The 20,943-nt window shown below is 57.8% G+C and carries 17 protein-coding genes; 7 read left to right on the top strand and 10 right to left on the bottom strand.

Annotated features, from left to right (window positions below):
* Positions 1-97: 97 nt before the first annotated feature.
* The 4 genes from ACR0D7_RS12270 to ACR0D7_RS12255 all read left to right on the top strand — a co-directional run bounded on the left by ACR0D7_RS12270 (position 98) and on the right by ACR0D7_RS12255 (position 4,798).
* On the top strand, positions 98-973 hold the full coding sequence (locus ACR0D7_RS12270) for a LysR family transcriptional regulator (protein WP_480679260.1): 876 nt from the start codon (positions 98-100) through the stop codon (positions 971-973).
* 144 nt (positions 974-1,117) lie between these two features.
* Complete coding sequence (gene ade, locus ACR0D7_RS12265) at positions 1,118-2,920, top strand: adenine deaminase (protein ID WP_480679259.1); 1,803 nt, start codon at positions 1,118-1,120, stop codon at positions 2,918-2,920.
* On the top strand, positions 2,917-4,380 hold the full coding sequence (locus ACR0D7_RS12260; RefSeq protein WP_480679258.1) for an AMP nucleosidase: 1,464 nt from the start codon (positions 2,917-2,919) through the stop codon (positions 4,378-4,380). Before ade ends, ACR0D7_RS12260 begins: the two co-directional genes overlap by 4 nt.
* 130 nt (positions 4,381-4,510) lie before the next feature.
* Entirely contained in the window at positions 4,511-4,798 is a 288-nt protein-coding gene (locus tag ACR0D7_RS12255; protein WP_170349467.1) for an HU family DNA-binding protein, read from the top strand.
* A gap of 156 nt (positions 4,799-4,954) precedes the next feature.
* Here the strand turns inward: ACR0D7_RS12255 and ACR0D7_RS12250 are convergent, their stop codons facing one another.
* Positions 4,955-5,188, bottom strand: coding sequence for a hypothetical protein (locus tag ACR0D7_RS12250; RefSeq protein WP_480679257.1), 234 nt, complete (start codon positions 5,186-5,188; stop codon positions 4,955-4,957).
* Positions 5,189-5,568: 380 nt separating this feature from the next.
* On the opposite strand from ACR0D7_RS12250, the gene ACR0D7_RS12245 reads away from it, so the two are divergent.
* Positions 5,569-6,456, top strand: a complete 888-nt coding sequence (locus ACR0D7_RS12245; RefSeq protein ID WP_480679256.1) for a DMT family transporter — start codon at positions 5,569-5,571, stop codon at positions 6,454-6,456.
* On the opposite strand, the gene ACR0D7_RS12240 is transcribed toward ACR0D7_RS12245, so the two are convergent.
* Positions 6,432-6,953 carry a glutathione peroxidase gene (locus tag ACR0D7_RS12240; protein ID WP_480679255.1) on the bottom strand — a complete coding sequence of 174 codons (522 nt, stop codon included), beginning with the start codon at positions 6,951-6,953 and terminating at the stop codon, positions 6,432-6,434. The genes ACR0D7_RS12245 and ACR0D7_RS12240 overlap by 25 nt on opposite strands.
* A 144-nt stretch (positions 6,954-7,097) precedes the next feature.
* On the opposite strand from ACR0D7_RS12240, the gene msrB reads away from it, so the two are divergent.
* Together msrB and msrA are read left to right on the top strand one after the other, a co-directional pair.
* A complete protein-coding gene (gene msrB / locus ACR0D7_RS12235; RefSeq protein ID WP_170570716.1) occupies positions 7,098-7,547 on the top strand; it encodes a peptide-methionine (R)-S-oxide reductase MsrB in 450 nt (149 codons plus the stop codon).
* Positions 7,544-8,053 (top strand): peptide-methionine (S)-S-oxide reductase MsrA, encoded by a 510-nt coding sequence (gene msrA / locus ACR0D7_RS12230; protein WP_480679254.1) that lies wholly within the window; start codon positions 7,544-7,546, stop codon positions 8,051-8,053. The genes msrB and msrA overlap by 4 nt, the downstream gene beginning before the upstream one ends.
* A gap of 419 nt (positions 8,054-8,472) precedes the next feature.
* Here msrA and ACR0D7_RS12225 read toward each other — a convergent pair whose 3' ends face one another.
* The 8 genes from ACR0D7_RS12225 to ACR0D7_RS12190 form a co-directional block, all read right to left on the bottom strand.
* Positions 8,473-10,476: a hydantoinase/oxoprolinase family protein gene (locus ACR0D7_RS12225; RefSeq protein WP_480679253.1), complete on the bottom strand. Its 2,004-nt coding sequence runs from the start codon at positions 10,474-10,476 to the stop codon at positions 8,473-8,475.
* Between the two features lie 72 nt (positions 10,477-10,548).
* On the bottom strand, positions 10,549-11,586 hold the full coding sequence (gene queG, locus ACR0D7_RS12220; RefSeq protein WP_480679252.1) for a tRNA epoxyqueuosine(34) reductase QueG: 1,038 nt from the start codon (positions 11,584-11,586) through the stop codon (positions 10,549-10,551).
* A 72-nt stretch (positions 11,587-11,658) separates the two neighbouring features.
* The gene (gene fzlA / locus ACR0D7_RS12215; RefSeq protein ID WP_170570728.1) at positions 11,659-12,324 is read right to left on the bottom strand and encodes an FtsZ-binding protein FzlA; all 666 of its coding nucleotides are present in this window, start codon (positions 12,322-12,324) and stop codon (positions 11,659-11,661) included.
* A 59-nt stretch (positions 12,325-12,383) separates the two neighbouring features.
* Positions 12,384-13,118, bottom strand: a complete 735-nt coding sequence (gene mtgA / locus ACR0D7_RS12210; protein WP_480679251.1) for a monofunctional biosynthetic peptidoglycan transglycosylase — start codon at positions 13,116-13,118, stop codon at positions 12,384-12,386.
* Between the two features lie 39 nt (positions 13,119-13,157).
* Positions 13,158-14,108, bottom strand: coding sequence for a Hint domain-containing protein (locus ACR0D7_RS12205; RefSeq protein ID WP_480679250.1), 951 nt, complete (start codon positions 14,106-14,108; stop codon positions 13,158-13,160).
* Between the two features lie 187 nt (positions 14,109-14,295).
* A complete protein-coding gene (gltB, locus tag ACR0D7_RS12200) occupies positions 14,296-18,828 on the bottom strand; it encodes a glutamate synthase large subunit (protein ID WP_480679249.1) in 4,533 nt (1,510 codons plus the stop codon).
* On the bottom strand, positions 18,825-19,262 hold the full coding sequence (locus ACR0D7_RS12195; RefSeq protein WP_170382476.1) for a GFA family protein: 438 nt from the start codon (positions 19,260-19,262) through the stop codon (positions 18,825-18,827). Before ACR0D7_RS12195 ends, gltB begins: the two co-directional genes overlap by 4 nt.
* Positions 19,263-19,290: 28 nt before the next feature.
* Positions 19,291-20,724, bottom strand: a complete 1,434-nt coding sequence (locus tag ACR0D7_RS12190) for an NAD(P)-dependent oxidoreductase (protein ID WP_480679248.1) — start codon at positions 20,722-20,724, stop codon at positions 19,291-19,293.
* Positions 20,725-20,943: the final 219 nt, after the last annotated feature.

The raw sequence follows: 20,943 nt of genomic DNA, 5'->3' as shown, positions 1-20,943 counted from the left end.
GACTGAAGATTTGAAAAGCGTGCCTTCACCGCAAAAGTTTGACCAACGAAAAAAACGCAACTATTCCATTAGCTGAACTAATGACAGAGTTATGCACATGCAGAAATCGCTTCCTCCGCTGGGCTGGCTGCGCACGTTCGAGGCAGCCGCCCGCCATCTGTCCTTTACCGGCGCGGCACGCGATCTGAACATGACCCAAAGCGCGGTGAGCCAGCAGATCAAGTCGCTTGAAGGCTATCTGGGCCAGCCTCTGTTCCTGCGCCGCCCGCGCGCACTGGAACTGACCGAGGCAGGGATCACCTATCTGCCCGTGGTGCGCGAGGCGTTTCGAACGTTGGTACGCGGCACGCAAGCCGTAACCGGGGCACAGCAAAATGCAGTGCAGGTACAAAGCAACATAACTTTTGCGGTGAACTGGCTGGCACCGCGTCTGCCGCAATTCCGGGCAGCGCACCCCGAAGTGCAACTGAATATCTTCACCGAGTTGTGGGAGCCACGAGAGATGGCCGAAGGGGCCGCAGTGGAAATCCGGTACTCATTGCGGCCTTCGGATACTGTGCGGACGGAACTGCTGCGCACCGATCACTACTACCCGGTCTGCGCACCGGGCTATGAGGTGACACTGGACACGCTGCAGCAACAGCCGCTGTTTGATTGCTCGAACCTTCTGTCCAACTGGGCCAACTGGGCAGAGGATCAGGCTCTAAATTGGGCAAATCCACCGATTACCTATTCCACCACCTATCTGGTCAGCCTGTCGGTTGCGATGGCTGGCGGTGGTCTTTGCCTGACCCATGACACTATCGCATGTGGCCTGATCGAACAGGGGCGTCTGGTTGCACCTTTTGACCACCGCGCGGTGATGCCCGAGGCCTATTACCTGTTGCTGTCACCTCAGGCTGAGGAAACTCCGGGTGCGCTGGCTTTCGCAGATTGGCTGCGCCAGGAGATGGAGGCAGACCAGCTGCGTTGATCCGGGAGACTGCCACCCGTCGTTGATGCCCCGACGGGGCACCTCCTCTGGTTGGGCCAAGCAGCGCTGGCGCGCTGCGTGACGGTTTTATGATAGCTGTTCGGCAGGGGTTGAACCTTTCGCATCATTCGGGAAAGTTGAATCATGGAATACACACCTTTCCCAAGCTGGCCCGATGTCGCCCCCCAATTGATTGCTGTTGCCGCCGGGCGCGAAGCCGCTGATGTGGTCATTCGCGGCGGTATCTGGGTGAACGTGCACAGCCGCGAAACTTTACCCGACCACGACATCGCCATTGCCGCAGGACGCATCGCATTTGTTGGGCCCGACGCATCGCATTGCATTGGCCCGGATACACAGATCATCGAAGCAAAGGGGCGCTATATGCTGCCCGGCCTGTGCGACGCCCATATGCATATCGAATCGGGCATGCTGACTCCGGCCGAGTTTGCCCGCGCGGTGATTCCGCACGGCACCACCTCGATGTTCACCGACCCGCATGAAATCGCCAATGTGCTGGGATTGGACGGCGTGCGTATGATGCATGACGAGGCGCTGATGCAGCCGGTGAATATCTTCACCCAAATGCCGTCTTGCGCCCCATCCGCCCCAGGGTTGGAGACCACGGGCTATGAGATCACGCCCGAAGACGTGGCAGAAGCGATGGGCTGGCCGGGTATCATCGGTTTGGGTGAAATGATGAACTTTCCTGGCGTAATCCATGGCGATCCAAAGATGCTGGCAGAAATCGCGGCAACCCAGCGGGCGGGTAAAACCGTGGGCGGACACTATGCTTCGCCCGATTTAGGGCCTGAATTTGCGGCCTATGTTGCCGGAGGCCCGGCAGATGACCACGAAGGCACCTATGAGGCCGACGCCATAGCCCGCGTGCGACAGGGAATGCGGTCGATGATGCGGCTGGGTTCAGCTTGGTACGATGTGGAAAGCCAGATCACCGCCGTAACCGAAAAAGGGCTGGACCCCCGCAACTTTATCCTGTGCACGGATGACTGCCATTCCGGAACGCTGGTCAATGATGGACATATGAATCGTGTTGTGCGCCATGCGATTGCCTGCGGCTGCGATCCGCTGATCGCATTGCAGATGGCGACGATCAACACCGCGACCCATTTTGGGCTGGAACGTGAGATCGGCTCAATCACGCCGGGGCGGCGGGCAGACATTATCCTCAGCTCGGACCTGCGTGATCTGCCCATCGAGTTAGTTATCGCGCGAGGTCGGACGGTGGCCGAGGATGGAGCAATCGCCGTAGACTGTCCGCACTTGGACTGGCCTGAGACCGCCCGCAACACCGTGCATCTGGGTCACGCGTTGACCGCGACGGATTTTGAAATCAAAGCGCCTGCGGGCGCCAATCGAGTACAGGCCAATGTGATCGGCGTTGTGGAGAATCAGGCCCCAACCAAAGCGCTGAAGGCTGAACTGCCGATAATCGGCGGTCTGGTTGAAGGTGAAGGCGACGTCTGCCAGATTTCCTTGGTCGAACGTCACCGCGCGACCGGAGGTGTGACAAACGCCTTTGTCTCGGGCTTTGGCTATCAGGGCAAAATGGCGATGGCATCAACCGTGGCCCATGACAGCCACCATATGATCGTTGTGGGGACCGACCGCGATCAGATGGCGTTGGCCGCGAACCGGCTGGCCGAGGTGGGAGGTGGTATCACAATCTTCCGTGATGGTGAGGAACTGGCGTTGGTTGAGCTACCCATCGCGGGATTGATGTCGGACAGCCCGGCGACCGACGTGGCGGCAAAAGCGGAACAGATGGTCGCGGCAATGCAGTCCTGCGGTTGTCGGCTGAACAACGCGTATATGCAGCACTCCTTGCTGGCTCTGGTCGTTATCCCCGAGCTACGGATATCAGACCTTGGACTGGTGGACGTGCGCACATTTGAAAAGATCGATCTTTTGGAACCTCTTGCATGACGATTATTCGAACACCCGGCGTACCGGCACCTGAGAAATTTACTGACCCTGCTGCGGCCGTCGCGCGGCTGGAACAGCTTTATGACCAAGCGACCAAATTCCTGTGCGACAGTTTTGCCGAGGCGATGGAAGGCGATGCCCCGGCCGAGCGATTCAGAGCCTATTACCCGGAAATTCGCATTAAAACGTCATCCTATGCACAGGTCGACAGCCGCCTCAGCTTTGGTCACGTGTCGGAGCCCGGCACCCACGTAATCACCGTCACGCGGCCCGATCTGTTCCGATCATACCTGACCCAACAGATCGCACTGTTGATCCGGAACCATGATCAGCCGGTGACGATTGGCGCCTCGGACACACCCATCCCGGTGCATTTTGCCGTTGCCAACAATCCGGACCTGGTTGTCCCGCATCAGGGGGCGGCCAGTTTCACTCTGCGCGATGTGTTTGACGTGCCAGACCTGGCCACAACCAACGATGACATCGTCAATGGTGTCCATGACACCGAGAATGAGGTCGGCCCGCTGGCCCTGTTCACCGCGCAGCGGGTCGATTACTCACTTGCGCGCCTGTCGCATTACACCGCGACCGATCCCAGCCATTTCCAGAACCACGTGTTGTTCACCAACTACCAGTTCTATGTGTCCGAGTTCGAAAACTATGCCAGGACGCAACTGGCTGACCCCGACAGTGGCTATACCAGCTTTGTCTCAACCGGAAATGCGCAGATCACAAAGGCTGATGGGGTACTTGAGCAACCCCTGAAACTGCCGCAAATGCCGACCTATCACCTGAAACGCGCGGACGGATCCGGGATCACGCTGGTGAACATCGGCGTCGGGCCGTCCAATGCGAAAACTGCCACCGATCATATCGCGGTGCTGCGCCCTCATGCCTGGCTGATGGTGGGCCACTGTGCCGGGCTGCGCAACACACAGGCGCTGGGGGATTTTGTGCTGGCCCATGCCTATCTGCGCGAGGACAAAGTTCTGGACGATGACCTGCCCGTCTGGGTGCCAATCCCACCGCTGGCCGAGATTCAGGTGGCGCTGGAACAGGCAGTGGCCGAAGTCACCGAACTGGAGGGGTATGAGCTGAAACGGATCATGCGCACCGGCACTGTTGCCTCGGTCGATAACCGCAACTGGGAGCTGCGCGATCAGTCCGGCCCGGTCCAGCGCCTAAGCCAATCCCGTGCAATCGCGCTGGATATGGAAAGCGCAACGATTGCTGCCAATGGCTATCGGTTCCGCGTCCCCTATGGCACGTTGCTGTGCGTGTCTGACAAGCCGTTGCACGGGGAATTAAAGCTTCCCGGCATGGCTTCGTCGTTCTATACCACTCAGGTCAGTCGCCATCTGGCGATCGGAATTCGCGCGATGGAACATTTGCGCGGCATGCCGTTAGAGCGTCTGCACAGCCGGAAATTGCGTTCATTTGACGAAACGGCCTTTCTCTGACGCAAAAAAACAACGGATTCCCCCTATTTTTAGGGTTTTTCGCGCTACTATTCGTTGTGTTCGGCCACAATATCCCGTTACAGTTACGCGGTGAGGCCCTATGTATCGGGCACGTTAAGGAGACCAAGAAATGGCAAAGCCTATGACAAAGACTCAGCTGGTTGCTGCTCTCGCTGAGGAAATGGGAACCGACAAGAAAGCTGCAAACGCCGCGCTGGAGGCCGTGACCGGCCTGATCACCCGCGAAGTTTCGGCCGGCGGCGCAGTGACCCTGCCCGGCGTTGGCAAAATCTACTGCCGTGAACGCCCCGAGCGCATGGTGCGCAACCCCGCCACCGGCGAGCAGTTCAAAAAAGAAGCTGACAAGGTGGTCAAAATGACCATTGCAAAAGCACTGAAAGACAGCGTGAACGGCTGATCCCAGCTTTCACTGCTTACGATTGAGGGCCGCCTTTTGGGGGCCCTTTTTCTTTTTTGTTTTGCGGATCGTGAACGACTGCTCGATCACCTGAGCTAGCCCCAGCTTGCTGGTGGCGTTTATAGAACTGTCATAGCTAAGACAGATTTCGCCTGACTACCCCAGATCAAAGATTTCTGTTGGCAATTGGGCTGCCGGTATGTCGATTTCTGCCGCCGCGTCCTCGGGCAAAGACAGCTCAGGAAACGTCGGGGCTTCAGGGGCAGAAACGTCCACTGGTAAATCTGGCAATTCGACGTCTGGAACGTCGATTTCCGGGAAGTCGAAACTTAACTCCTCGAGCTTGTCGATTGCATTTTGTGAGGGGTTTGGCACTTTTGTAGGCTTCATTCATCTTGCTCCTTTTAGTTATCCACTCGACGCTTTTTCAGGACGCTTTGATTTGCCTTTTTTGTTTTCGCACACCTATCCGATTCCAATGTGCCCGCTGAGTTTTCGGGCTTTTCTTGCACACGCCATTGTGAAGCATCCAAACAAACGAACAAGAAACAATCTGTTCACGTTGGGTAAACAGTAGTGGTCTGGTCACACCTTGGAAGCATCAGCGCACTGTCCAATCATGAATGACCACGCGAACAACCAGAACAATTAGACAGCCAAAGAACCGCCCCCAGATGCGAGCGTGATGTGATGGTGAGGCTTTTTGACAAGCAAAGCTTGCAGCCAAATTGGAAATCGGGAACAGTCCCAGCGACGTGACAGGAGGCCCTATGGACTTACGCGCAATTGCCATGGGGCTGGTTTTTGCCTTCATATGGTCGTCGGCCTTTACCTCAGCGCGGATTATCGTTGCTGATGCGTCTCCGCTATTTTCACTGGCTCTTCGATTTTTGATTTCTGGATGTCTGGGCGTCGCCATTGCGCGCGCCATGGGTCAAAACTGGAACCTGACGCGGCCTCAGTGGCGCGCGACGATCCTGTTCGGAATTTGCCAAAACGCCCTTTATTTGGGTCTGAACTTCTATGCAATGCAAACTGTTGAGGCCTCTGTTGCTGCCATCATAGCCTCGACCATGCCACTGCTTGTGGCGTTGGCCGGGTGGTTGTTTCTTGGAGAGAGGCTGCGCCCATTTGCGGTTTTGGGCTTATGTGCAGGCTTCGCTGGCGTGGCCCTGATCATGAGCACCCGCATCGGAGGCGGTGTCGACCTGTTTGGCGTAACCCTCTGCTGTATCGGGGCGCTGGCGCTGACCTTTGCCACGCTAACCATACGCGGGGCGACCTCGGGTGGGAATTTCATGATGGTGGTCGGGTTGCAGATGTTGGTCGGATCGGCCGTTCTGTTCGTCGCTGCACCTTTGTTTGAAACGATCTATATCCATCTGACAGTGCCTTTGGCGTTGGCCTTCACCTACACCACTTTGTTCCCTGGGCTGTTGGCCACGCTGATTTGGGTATTGCTGCTGGACCGGATCGGTGCCACCCGCGCAGCGACCTTCCATTTTCTCAATCCTGTTTTCGGCGTTACCATCGCCGCCATTCTGCTGGGCGAAAAACTGGGCCCATTGGACGTTGTGGGCGTCGGAATCACGACGTTGGGCATTCTTGCTGTGCAATTGTCGCGGCAGCCGCTTCAGGGCAGCAAGGTTTCCACTTGACGCAGCAACTTGGGCGCGTCGGGCTTAACGTTGGCTCCGTAGGTAGCAACGACCGAACCTTTCGAATCCAGCAGGATCTTGTTGAAATTCCACCTCGGAACAAACCCTGTCTGAACTGCCACGGACTTATAGAATGGATGCGCCTCCGGGCCAGTCACCGGGGTAATATCTGTCATTGGTAGCGTCAGGCCGTAGTTCAGCTCGCAGAATTCATTAACCTCATCTGCTGTGTTCAGTTCTTGGTTGAAAGAATCCGACGGCACAGCCAAAATAATCAATCCACGATCAGAATAATCCTTATAAACCTTTTGTAGAGCCGCATATTGGCCGGTAAATCCGCATTGCGACGCTGTATTGACGACCAATACCGGCCGGCCCCGCCAATCGTCGATGGACAATGTCCCACCGTCGATCGAGGCAAATTCACCACTTACAGGGGCCGCCTGAACCGCACGGCCTATCAAAATCAATGCAGTCAGAAGAAAAACGCGAACCATGGCAATACCTCCCTATTGTTTTGGTATACGTCACGGTCGAGCCTGCGGATCAACCGCACGACTGCGCGAGCGCATTGAAATAGGGCTTTGATTTCCACGTCCCTGCCCCCAGATTATGCCACAGGAAAAATGACCGGAGGAGCCATGACCCGCTATACCAAAGACCCCGAGGCCATCGCCGCCCTGTCGCCCGAAGAGTTTCATGTCACTCAGCGCAGTGGAACCGAGCGCCCCGGCACCGGTAAATACCTGAGCAACAAGGAACCGGGAATTTATGTAGACATCGTCTCGGGTGAGCCGCTGTTTGCCTCGACCCACAAATACGAATCCGGTTGTGGCTGGCCCAGCTTTACCAAACCCATCATCCATGAGCATGTGGAAGAATTCCACGATGCCACTCATGGTATGGTTCGCACCGAAGTCCGCTCAAAACATGGCGACAGCCATCTGGGACATGTGTTTCCGGACGGTCCGCGCGAACATGGCGGGCTGCGCTATTGCATCAACTCTGCCGCTCTGCGGTTCATCCATCGTGATGAGATGGAGGCCGAAGGGTATGGTGAATATCTGATCCATGTGGAGGAAATCCAATGACCGAAGAACGTGCCGTTCTGGCCGGAGGTTGCTTCTGGGGCATGCAGGACCTGATCCGCAAGCTGCCGGGGGTGTCTCGCACGCGCGTCGGCTATACGGGTGGTGACGTGCCCAATGCCACTTATCGCAACCATGGCACTCATGCCGAAGGGATCGAGATCTTTTTCGACCCCGCCACAATCACCTATCGTGATTTGCTGGAGTTCTTCTTCCAGATTCACGATCCCACCACGGTGAACCGCCAGGGTAATGACAGGGGGATGAGCTATCGTTCGGCCATTTACTATGTGGTTGACGGGCAAAAGCAGGTCGCGCTGGACACCATCGCCGATGTGAATGCCAGTGGCCTCTGGCCCGGCAAAGTGGTGACCGAGGTCGAACCCGTCGGTGATTTCTGGGAGGCAGAGCCCGAGCATCAGGATTATCTGGAGCGTATCCCGAACGGCTATACCTGCCATTTCCCACGCGCAGGATGGGTTCTGCCCAAGCGCGACGCAGCTGAATAAAGAGGCTGTTAAAACGATGAAGGGGCCACCATTTGGCGACCCCTTCGTGGTCTCATAGTTTAGTCAGTTGCCCCAAAACCAGCTCAACCATCCAAGGTTGACTGAGACCTTGAAGCGGAACCTTCCGCCCTTTGGACCACTGGCTTCGAGAAGCAGGGACGCTAACATAGCATCACTCCAATCTCATGCGTGGGGGACCCTTACGGTATGTGGCACCACGCGTTTGGCCAGCTTGCCACGATTGTTTATAGTCAGCGCTCGTGGCCAGCTCCGACATCTTCCGGTGGGCATGGCAATACACATCTGTGCAGCGTTACCCTTTGATCTTAAAATAGGAATGGAAACTTAACACTACAAGTGAAAGAATGTGGTTTTTCGCATTCTTGGGGCAGTGTCAGTGTGTCTTTCAAAAATCGAGCCTACCCTGTCGCCACTCGAGGGCGGCCGCTGGCCTCGACGGTAATCGTGGCCTCGACAAACACGTCCTGCGCCTCAATCCTTGCGGTTCGGACATCCCGGTCGACCACGACCCGGATATCCGCTGCACCAGCTTCACGGACCGCATCTTTAGCCTCGGTTCGCAACACCGATTCCAACAATTCCAACGCCGCGTCGGATTCGTTGAAATCCTGTGGTCCGTCTTCGAGGTGAACCCGGAACCGGCCCTCGGACGGGGACGTGACCGTCCCGGTTCTGCGCAGGGTTAGGCGGCCCACCACGGCACCGATGGCATTGGCCACGCCTGCATGTTCTGGCAGGATCATGTGACAGCGCAGACGCTCACCGACCGCAGGGTAATAGCTGGGCGCCGACGCCCCGAGGCCTACCACATCGACGTTCAACGTCGTATCCAGCGCCAACAGACCTCGGTGACCAGACAGGCCCCTTCGCGTCAGTACATGGCGGGCAAGATCAGCCGACGGAACGCCAAAAGCCTCAGCCTCTTCTGCAAAAGTAGTCTCTAACAAGGTCAATGTGGTTTGTTCGGTCAGCTGGTCCACGATGATCTGCGCCAGTTCCTCCGGCGTCTTGGCCAGCCTGTCACCAGTTCCGATCCGCTTGCGCGCGATCAGTTCCAGCGCTTTGTGCGCGGCATCCCGATCCCAGGAATCCAACCGACCCAAAACATGGCTGGCATCCGATGGCGTCACGCCCGAGACCTGAACGATCCCACGATCCACCAACCGCGCCAGAGCCCCGTTCTCTATCCGGGTCCGCAGTAAATCGCTGAGCGGTAGAACCTTGTCACCCAGCCTTTCAAGCAGGTCCTCTTCCCGCGCACCCAAACCTTCGGCATGAATACCGGGAACGCGGCGAGCGAAACGCGTGTCATGCTCGCCCACTGTCGTTGCCCGCAACTGCGCGTCCAAAGCGACATGAACGACCTCAGGCGCTTCGGACGCAATCAGCGATACCGGCAAAACTCGTCGCGGCCCCAGATAAACACCGCCGCCCAACCCTTCGGTCACCACATGCACCTGACTGTCACCACCCAGGCCATGGGTGCGCATCGCGACCGCCTCGACCATGGTGCGGAAGCCACCGACCTGGGCGCCAGCTGGATCAATCGCAGGCTTACCGTCGCGGATCAGCGCCACATCGGTGGTCGTGCCTCCGATATCAGACACAAGGGCGTTCTCAGTGCCCGTCAGCCAGCTTGCCCCGACAATCGAAGCCGCCGGGCCGCTGAGGATGGTTTCAATCGGCCGTTCACGCGCCTGCTCGGCGCTCATCAGGGCACCATCCCCACGCACCACCATCATCGGCGCAGTGATACCCAATTCCAGCAACCGGTCCTGCGCCCGCCCGATCAACCGGTCGATCATCCCGATCAGTCGAGCGTTCAGCACCGCGGTCACTGCCCTCTTGGGGCCATTCAGCTTGGCTGACAAGTGATGCGAACATGTGACCGGAGCGCCCGTCTTTTCCGCAATGATCCGCGCCGCCTCCAGCTCATGCGCCGGATTCCGGGTGGCGAACTGCGCCGCAATGGCAAAACCCGAAATGCCTTTGTGAGAGTCTAAGAACGCCTCAAGCGCCGCCACATCCAGCGGTGCAGCTTCGCCGCCGGCATGGGTGTGACCACCCCCGACAACCAGCGCCGGATCACCTTTCAACGCATCCCGCAGCCCGTGCTTGTCCAGATCGCCGTCCTTGAACCCGATATAGATCAGCGCGACGCGCCCGCCCTGCCCTTCGACCAGCGCATTTGTCGCCAAGGTGGTCGACAGCGACGCCATCGAAATCTGCTCCGGCGCCACCTGCGCCGCATCCAGAACCGCCTGAATCGCCTTGCCCACGCCAATCGCCAGATCTGCCCTCGTGGTCAGGGACTTGGCCGAGGCGATAACCTCACGCTCATCCCGGATCAGCACCGCATCCGTGTAGGTTCCGCCCGTATCCACCCCCAAAGCCAACGCCATCGGATTCTCCTTCCTGTTCGCTGCGGATGGGTTTAGCGGTTTGGACCGGCACGTCCAGCCTGTTTGCGGCACTTATGGCAATCGTTGCACCGCCCAGCGCGCAGCGTCGGAAACCGTGGGGTCCGGATCATCCGTCAAACCCTGCGCAACGGGCCGAAGCTCGGCCCTGCCCGAGTTTCCGATGGCATAGAGCACATTGCGCACAAACCGATCCCGCCCGATGCGTTTGACCGGCGATCCTGAAAACTTCGCGCGAAACGCCGCATCATCCAGCACCGCCAATCCCGCCAGAGCAGGTGCTTTCAGATCATCCCGGGCAGCATAGCGCATATCGCTGGCCGCAACTGCAAACTTGTTCCAAGGACAGGCCGCCAGACAATCGTCGCAGCCGTAAATCCGGTTGCCGAGCTTACCCCGCAACTCTTCGTCCACCGGGCCTTTGTGCTCGATGGTCAGATAGGAAATGCAGCGTGTTGCATCCAGCTGGTAGGGGGCCGGAAAAGCATCGGTCGGACAGGCATCCAGACAGGCCCGGCACGAGCCGCAATGGTCCACCTCAGCCATATCGGCAGGCAGGTCCAGAGTGGTAAAAACAGACCCTATAAAAGCCCAATTGCCCCAGTCCCGGCTGACCAGATTAGTATGCTTGCCCTGCCAACCCAATCCGGCTGCATGACCCAAAGCCTTTTCCGGCACTGGCGCGGTATCGACAAACACCTTCACCTCACCCCCAGCTTCGGCGATCAGCCAACGCGCCAATCGCTTCAGCCGCTTCTTGACCAGATCATGGTAATCTTTGTTTTGCGCATAGACTGAGATTGCCGCCTTGTCCGGGTAGCCCAAAACCTCAGTCGGATCATGTTCAGGCGTATAACTTTCGGCCAGCATGATGACAGATTGCGCCTCGGGCCAAAGCGCCGCCGGATCGCCCCGCCAATGGGACCGCTCGGCCATCCACCCCATCTGCCCGTGATATCCGGCCTTTAAGAACGCGTCCAACCGGGCCGGAACCTGCGGCACATCCCACGGACGACAGATACGACAGGATACAAATCCTTCGTTCAGCGCCTGCGCCACCAACTTTTCCTTTAAACCCGATCCGCTCTTCATCTGGCTAAAAATATCCTCGGGGGGAATCGCGCAACTGCGCGATGGGGGGCAGACAGCCCCCTTTTTACACTATCAGAAATCCAGATCGGCGTAATGCGGCGGTGGCCGGAAGCCGGGCACTTGATCCGCCAGAATAGACCGGAATGCAGGGCGGGATTTAATCTTGGCATACCAATCCTTAACCGCCTGAGAACGGTTCCAATCCACATCCGAAATGTAATCCAGCGCCGAGAGATGTGCAGCAGCGGCAAAATCCGCCAAGGTCATCTGATCCCCTGCCAGCCACCGACGGTGATCCAGCAACCATGCCATGTAATCCAGATGATACTTGATCGCCCGCGCACCTTCCTTGACGTTCTTACTGTCGGGATAGCCCTCACCCGTGACCTTCTTGTTAACCCGCTCATACAAAAGCTTAGAAGTCACCTCGTGGTGGAACTTGTCATCGAACCACCCCACCAGCCGGCGCACCTCGTATCGCGCCTCGGCCGTCTTTGGCATCAGCGCAGGCTCAGGTCGGGTTTCCTCGATATATTCGCAAATCGCAGCACTTTCTGCCATGACATGTCCATCCAGACGCAGCACTGGCACTTTGCCAGCAGGGTTGCGGCGCAGGAAATCCGGGTCTTTCTCCCAGTATTTCTCTTCGACCAGCTCAACCTCGATCTTTTTTTCTGCCAGAGACAGGCGGACCTTGCGGCAATAGGGGGACAGGGGAACATGAAACAGTCGCGCCATGGGCTTCCAATCGAACCAGTGAATACCCCCCCAGCTTTAGCCTTGAGGGGCGATAAGTTTCAATCCTCGAAACAATCCGCGCGACCATCTGCGCGGATGGTGGCCGCTCCTTCCAGAATGGACGACGCCCGCCTGCGGGTGAACACCGAAGGGTCGGTGACCGACCGTTTGCGGGGCGAGGGCAGAATGGCAGCAATCCGCGCGGCCTGCACCGGGCTTAACTTTGCGGCACTTACATTGAAGTTGCGCCGCGCTGCCGCTTCGACGCCAAACACGCCCTGTCCGGTCTCGGCCACGTTTAAATAGACCTCGAGAATGCGCTGCTTACTCCAGAAAATCTCGACAACAGGTGTAATCGAAGTTTCCAGCGCCTTGCGCACCCAACTGCGGTCCTGCCACAGGAACACGTTCTTTACGACTTGCTGAGTAATCGTGGACGCCCCGCGCGAACCGCCATCCTCCAACGCATCGCGGATGGCTTCGACATCAAATCCCCAATGCCGGCAGAAGTTAGCGTCCTCGGCTGCAACAACAGCACGGGCCATGACCGGAGAGATTTCTTCGATCGGCACCCAGTCACGTTCGACCTTGCCCAACCGGCGCCATTCGGACCAGATTGTATGGGTTATTGGCGGATTCACCACCGAATAGAGCATCACCAGACCAACGAAAAAGACCACGACGCCCAACAGGACACGCGTAACCCATCGACGAATCCGCGATAGGGTCTGTATCTTAGCCTTCGACGCCTTGCTTTTCTTACTGCTCGACTTGCGCGCTGCTTTCTTTGCCATCCTGTTGCTATACGACGCGGCGAACCGGTTTGGAACGGTTTATATCGCCAGCGCGCGGGCCTCGCGCGGGCGGATGACCGGGCGCGCGGTTTCCGGCAGCACCGGATTACGAGAACGCAGTTCCGGGAACAGACGCAATACTTCGTCCTGCGTGTCCTGCTCCACCTGGGAAATTGCGTGGCCCGGATAATAGCTTTCGCTTTTCGCCCCGTTGGCTATGACGATCTCATGCTGTGCAAACAAAAGATGGATGTACTCGACCTCACCACTTTCGACGCGCGTGACAGTGCGCCCGTTAACCAGGCAATGCGCCGCAATCAGCACCTCGGAATGTCCAAACAAATAAGGCGCGCGCCAGTCAGCAATCAGCATTCGATGCTGCGGAGATACGGTCAGCGGATGATTCAGCCCCAATACCCCGGCCTCGAATCGGATGGGGGCCAGTTTACCCTGCGCCTGCACCTTGGTGCGCCCCACCCAAAGTAAGGGCTGGTCGCCATGATCTGTGGTGGTGATTAAATCCTCTACTTTCAAATCCTCGATCAATCGAGGCCCCTCGGGTGTGCCGATCATCGTGCCAGGCGTGAAACAGGGCGGGCCAAGATCACCATTTGCAATATTGACGGACCCGAATGAGGCCCCCGTATCGCTGGTATCTGTAATGGACGAACTGACGAAAGCACCGTCCTGCAGTACCTGGCCATCGGTGGGTGTAAACACCTCACGCCCATCCGCCAGATAAAACGTCACACCGGTATAAGAGACCTGAGTGCCATCGCTTAACTCAACCGTCACCATGTCGTTGAAAAAAGAGGATGTGATGTCGACACCATCAACGGAATCACCGTTCAGGCGATTGATCAGATCATTGTCGTTCTGATCGACAATATCAAACTTCTGCACCGTCAAAGTCGAGCCAGGCACCGTCCCATTGGCTCCTGGATTGGCCGGGTCCAGAACAAAGAACTGATCCGTATAGGTCATCGGCATGCGACTGCTTTCACCTCCTTGTTTCTCTGGGCTGCAATCTGCCTGCATTTCCCAAAATAACTATGGCCACAACTAAACGTGGTCGGCATTAAATCGCAATTAACGAGGGGAAATTACTTTAAGACAAGGAAAACCCGCGTGCTTTTCGTGACACGCGGGCTTTGTTGTTTTCGGATGATCGCCTGGCTTATTCAGCCGGAACTGCTTCTGCTTCGTTGGTCAGAGGATGGCTGAGCTTGTTCAGCATCTCTTTCGGGCAGACCTGCAGGAAGTTGGCTTTTTCCACATCCCAATGTTGCAGAATGTCAGCGGCCTTGCGGCTGAAGGTCTCAGACTGATGGGTTTCGATCATCGATTTCAGCTGATCTTCCCAATGGTCGACGGTCACCGGGCAGGTCACCAGTGTTTCCATGTTCATCAGCTTTTCGGCCTTGCCTTCGGGGTCGTACAGATAGGCCATGCCGCCTGTCATGCCCGCGCCGAAGTTGGCACCGATATCTCCCAGAATCACAGCCACACCGCCGGTCATGTACTCACACCCGTTCGAGCCACAGCCCTCGATCACCACCTTGGCGCCCGAGTTCCGTACCGCAAACCGTTCACCGGCGCGGCCGGCAGCGAACAAGTACCCATCGGTGGCCCCGTACAGGACGGTATTGCCGATGATGGTGTTGTCATCCGCCTTCAGCGGGCTGACCTGCGGCGGGCGCACGACGATCATGCCACCCGACAGGCCCTTGCCGACATAGTCGTTGGCGTCACCCGACACTTCCAGCTTCAGACCCGGTGCTGCAAAGGCTCCTAGCGACTGACCGGCCGAGCCCTGCAGTTTGACATGCAGGTGGTCCGACTGGAACGTATTCCGCATGCCGAAATTCTGCACAATGTGGCTTGAGACGCGCGTACCGACAGTCCGGTGCGTGTTCTGCACCGCGTAGGACAACTGCATCTTTTCACCGTCTTTCAGGAACCGCGCCGCATCGCGCACGATCTCGGCGTCCAGCGTGTCAGGTACCGCATTCCGATCCTTGTCACGGTTGTAGACGATGTCATGCGCACCATCGACAGTGATCAGCAGCGGGTTCAGGTCCAGATCATCCAGATGTGCCGAGCCCCGGCTGACCTGTGCCAACAGATCGGCCCGACCAATGATCTCGTCGATCGAGCGCGCACCAAGGCTGGCCAACAACTCACGCACTTCCTGCGCGTAGAAGGTGATAAGATTCACAACCTTATCCGCGTTGCCGGTGAACTTGGCGCGCAGGTCCTCGTCCTGCGTGCAGACACCGACCGGGCAGGTGTTCGACTGGCACTGACGTACCATGATACAGCCCATCGCGATCAGGGCGGCGGTGCCGATGCCGTATTCCTCAGCCCCCATCATCGCAGCCATAACGATATCACGACCGGTCCGCAGGCCACCGTCAGTCCGCAGGGTCACGCGGTCGCGCAGATTGTTCATCGCCAGAACCTGATGCGCTTCGGTCAGTCCCATCTCCCACGGCAGCCCGGCATATTTGATGGATGTCGCAGGCGATGCGCCCGTGCCGCCGTTGTGGCCCGAGATCAGAATTACATCCGCCTTGGCCTTGGCGACACCAGCGGCAATCGTGCCAACGCCCGAGGACGCCACCAGTTTCACCGTAACCTTGCAGCGCGGGTTGATCTGTTTCAGGTCGTAGATCAGCTGCGCAAGATCTTCGATCGAGTAGATATCGTGGTGCGGCGGCGGCGAGATCAGGGTCACGCCCTTGGTCGAATGGCGCAGGCGCGCGATCAGGTCTGTCACCTTCATGCCCGGCAACTGACCACCTTCGCCCGGCTTGGCACCCTGCGCGACCTTGATCTCCAGCTCTTCACACTGGTTCAGGTATTCGGCAGTCACCCCGAACCGGCCCGAAGCGACCTGCTTGATCTTGGCCGACGGGTTGTCACCGTTGGGCTCCGGCACGAAATGCGCCGGGTCTTCGCCGCCCTCGCCCGAGTCAGACTTGGCTCCGATCCGGTTCATCGCCACGTTCAGCGTTTTGTGTGCCTCGGGGCTCAGCGCCCCAAGCGACATGCCCGGCGTGACAAAGCGTTTGCGGATCGAGGTGATGGATTCGACCTCTTCAATCGGGACCGGCTTGCCCATGGGTTTGAAATCCATCAGGTCACGCAGGTGGATCGGTGGGTTCGACTGCATCTTGGCCGAATACTGCTTCCACAACTCATATGAGGCTCTGTTACAGGCCATTTGCATCATATGCATCGAGGTTGCTTCCCACGCGTGGGTCTCACCAGACTTGCGCGCCTTGTAGAAACCACCAATGGGCAGCACGTCCAGACCGCTGGTCCAGCCCTTGGCATGGATTGCCTCGGCCTTGACCCGGATTCCGTGAATACCGATGCCCGAAATACGACTGGTCATACCCGGGAAATACTCTGCCACCATGGCACGGCTAAGGCCGACAGCCTCAAAATTCAGGCCACCGCGATAAGACGAGATAACCGAGATACCCATCTTGGCCATGATCTTGAGCAGACCCTGATCAATCGCCTCGCGGTAGCGGGCCACATTCTCGGTCAACGAACCGTCCAACAAGCCGCGTTCAATGCGGTCAGCCAGCGAATCTTCGGCCAGATAGGCGTTCACCACAGTCGCACCGCAGCCGATCAACACCGCAAAGTAATGCGGATCAATACATTCCGCCGAACGCACATTGAGCGAACAGAAGGTCCGCAACCCCTGGCGGGTCAGATGGCTGTGCACCGCACTGGTGGCCAGAATCATCGGCATCGCCACCTTGTCCGGCCCAGAATACTGATCAGTCAGCACCAAATGCCCGGCACCCGAGCGCACTGCCTCCTCAGATTCGGCTCTAATACGGGTCAAAGCACGATCCAATGCTCCTTCGCCGGGCTCAAAGCTACAGTCGATCTCGGCCAATGGAGAGTTGAAATTCTCGACCAGAGTTTCCCACTGAGCATTGCCGACAAAGGGGCTTTCCAGAACGATGATCTCGGTCTGGCTGCTGTCTTCGTCCAACACGTTCTTAAGGTTACCGAAACGCGTCTTCAGCGACATCACACGGTATTCACGCAAACTGTCGATCGGTGGATTCGTTACTTGGCTGAAGTTCTGGCGGAAGAAATGGCTCAGCGGGCGGTATTGTTTGGACAGCACGGCCGAAGGCGTGTCATCGCCCATCGAGGCCAGCGCCTCCTTGCCATCCTCGGCCATGGGCGCCAAGATTTGCTCCAGTTCTTCAACCGAATACCCGGCAGCGATCTGGCGCTTGCGCAGCTCCTCACCTGCAAACAGGGGCCGTTCGGTCACACCGCTCAGCGTAGCATCCAGATCGTTGATCTTACCAACCCATTCGCCAAATGGCAGCGCACGGGCCAGTTTGTTCTTGATCTGCGTGTCGCGGTAGAGCTTGCCCTTTTTCATATCTACGGCCAGCATCTGCCCCGGTCCCAGCGCGCCTTTTTCGGTCACGGTGGCTTCGTCAATTGGCACCATGCCCGCCTCGGACCCCGCGATGACCAGACCATCGCCCGTCACCACATAGCGCATCGGACGCAGGCCATTCCGGTCCAACCCGGCACAGACCCAACGGCCATCGGTCATGGCCAATGCGGCGGGGCCGTCCCAAGGTTCCATCACCGAGTTGCAGTAAGAATACATGTCACGCCAGGCCTGCGGCAGTTCCACCGCCTGCTTGGACCAGCTTTCCGGCACCAGCATGGTTTTCGCCATGGGGGCAGAACGCCCAGCGCGGACCAGAACCTCAAAAACAGAGTCTAACGCAGCCGAATCTGACGATCCTCCTGCGATGATCGGTTTGATATCATCGGCATAGTCTCCAAAGGTCGAGGACGCCATGCGGATTTCGTGGCTTTTAACCCAGTTGATGTTGCCCTTCAGCGTGTTGATCTCGCCGTTATGGGCCAACATGCGGAACGGCTGCGCCAGCCACCATTGCGGGAAAGTGTTGGTCGAATAGCGCTGGTGATAAATCGCAAACGCCGATTCAAAGCGTTCGTCCATCAAGTCGGGGTAGAACACGGCAACCTGCTCGGCCAGCATCATGCCCTTGTAAATGATCGAGCGGCAGCTGAGCGACGCCAGATACAAACCGGAAATCCCTGCAGACGCAGCGGCTTTTTCGATGCGGCGACGGATGACATAGAGCTCACGCTCGAATGTCTCCTCATCAACGCCCTTGGAATTCGAGATCAGGATCTGCTCGATCTCGGGGCGGGTCGCGTTTGCCTTTTCGCCCAAGCAGGTTACGTCCACCGGCACATGGCGCCAGCCATAGATGTAGTAGCCCATGCGTAAAACTTCGGTTTCAACGATGGTCCGGCACCGCTCCTGCGCGCTGAAATCGGTGCGGGGCAGAAAGACCTGACCAACGGCAATAAGTTCATCCAGATTGGGCTCGTGGCCTGTGCGACGGATCTGATCATAGAAGAAGGGTACCGGGATCTGTACATGAATGCCCGCGCCGTCGCCGGTCTTGCCGTCAGCGTCTACAGCACCACGGTGCCAGATTGCCTTGAGCGCATCTATCCCGGCATCCACAACCTTGCGCGACGGCTTGCCGTCAACGGATACAACAAGGCCCACGCCGCAGGAAGAATGCTCTTCTTCCTCTGAATAGAGACCGTTTTCCGCCATCCATTTGCGCTTGGCTTCTTCGGCCCGCACCCAATCGGCATCATATTTGGTCATTGGCTGTCTCCTTCTTCCGGCAGGGCATACATGGCTTCGACCTCGGCTTTGGTCATTTGCCTGCGTTCTCCCTCGAACGCGTATCCCTCGGGCTTTTTGTCGATATAGAGTTCAAGTTTCAGGGGGCTTCCGGTTCCGTTGTCGAACAATCCGGCGGCCATTTGTGTTTGTCCGTGCATTTCCCCGGGCAGGGTGATCCGGTACCACAGCGCCGATCCGCAATCCGAGCAAAACGCGCGTTCTGCCCAATCCGAAGACGCAAAGACCTTGACGGGTCCCAGCGCGGCGTATCCCGGTTCGGCCTGAAAGGTCACCAGCATCGAGCTGGTCCAGCGGCGGCACTGATCGCAATGGCAGGCACCCAGCGCGTCGCGCGCCGGGGTGGCGGTCACTGTAACCGCGCCACACATGCATTGGCCTTGCAATTCGGGCATTCGAACCCTCCTGTCGCTGGGCGTTGAGTTACTCGGCTGCGACTGCAGCCTTAGCATTGAACCTGTCGATGATCGCATCGGCGCAGTCGCGCCCGTCGCGGATCGCCCAAACCACCAGAGAGGCACCGCGCACGATGTCACCAATCGCATAGACGCCATCCATATCGGTCTCACCGGTCTGGAAGGCGGCCTTGACGGTACCCCAGCGGGTCACGGGCAGGTCGGGTTGACCAAACAGGGTGGGCAGGTCTTCGGGCTCGAAACCCAGCGCTTTGATCACCAGATCGGCCTCTTCGACGTAATCCGCGCCTTCGATCACCTCGGGCGCCTGACGGCCTGAGGCGTCGGGCTGGCCTAGGCGCATCTTCTGCACCATCACACCAGACACGTTGTCGTCACCGGTGAACCCCTTGGGTGCGCTGAGCCATTCAAAAATCACGCCTTCTTCCTCGGCGTTCTGCGTTTCGCGCTGCGAACCCGGCATGTTGGCGCGGTCGCGGCGATACAGGCATTTGACCGAGGTCGCGCCCTGCCGAATAGATGTGCGCACGCAATCCATCGCGGTGTCACCGCCGCCAATCACGACGACTTTCTTACCATCGGCGTTCAGGCGACCATTGTCGAAATCCTCAACTGCGTCACCAAAGCTCTTGCGATTCGAGGCAGTCAGGAAGTCGATGGCTTTTTCAATGCCATTCAGACCACTGCCCGGCATGGACAGATCACGGGATTTATAAACACCGGTCGCGATAATCACCGCGTCGTGCTTGGCGCGGATCTCTTCGAACTTGGCAGCGTCCACGTCACAGTTCAGGACGAACTCAACCCCACCATCGGCCAGCAGATCATTGCGGCGCTGCACGATGTCTTTTTCCAGCTTGAAGCCCGGAATACCATACATCAGCAACCCGCCCGCGCGGTCATAGCGATCATATACGGTGACCTGAATACCGGCGCGGCGCAGCATGTCTGCTGCGGCCAGACCACCAGGACCACCACCGATAATGCCAACTCTTTCGCTGCGCTCAGCAGCAGGCGCGACAGGCTTCACCCAGCCTTTGTCCCAAGCGGTGTCGGTGATGTATTTCTCGATGGTGCCGATGGTGACAGTGCCGTGGCCCGATTGCTCGATAACGCAATTTCCTTCGCACAGACGGTCTTGAGGGCAGATGCGGCCACAAATCTCGGGAAAAGTATTGGTGGCTTGGCTGGTCTGATAAGCTTCTTCCAGACGGCCAGTGGCGGTCAGGTTCAACCAGTCGGGGATATTGTTGTGCAGCGGGCAGTGCGACTGGCAATAGGGAACACCGCACTGGCTGCAGCGGCTGGCCTGCTCCTGCGCTTTCGCCGACGCATATTCCGCGTAGATTTCATTGAAGTCTTCTTTGCGCACCTCGGCGGCACGTTTTTCCGGCATGTCCCGGTCGATCTGCACAAATTTCAGCATCGGTTGCTTGGCCACGGGTCAGACTCCATGAATTGGCTTGGTCGAGTTTCTTTAAGAGATGTCATCACAAATGAAAAGGCAATAGTGCTGACCTAATTTAGAAAAAATCAATCGATCCGGAAACTATCTGTAAAATAATTGAACATTTTAGTTCCGATTCGGACTTATTAAGGTGCTTTCAATTTCTGCAGCACGCTTATACCCATTTCTCACAAAGAATGCGTGAGGGCAGCA

Source organism: Ruegeria sp. BB7 (assembly GCF_056539365.1).
Note: the sequence above shows the minus strand (reverse complement) of the source record. Positions and strands in the feature narration are given on the sequence as shown.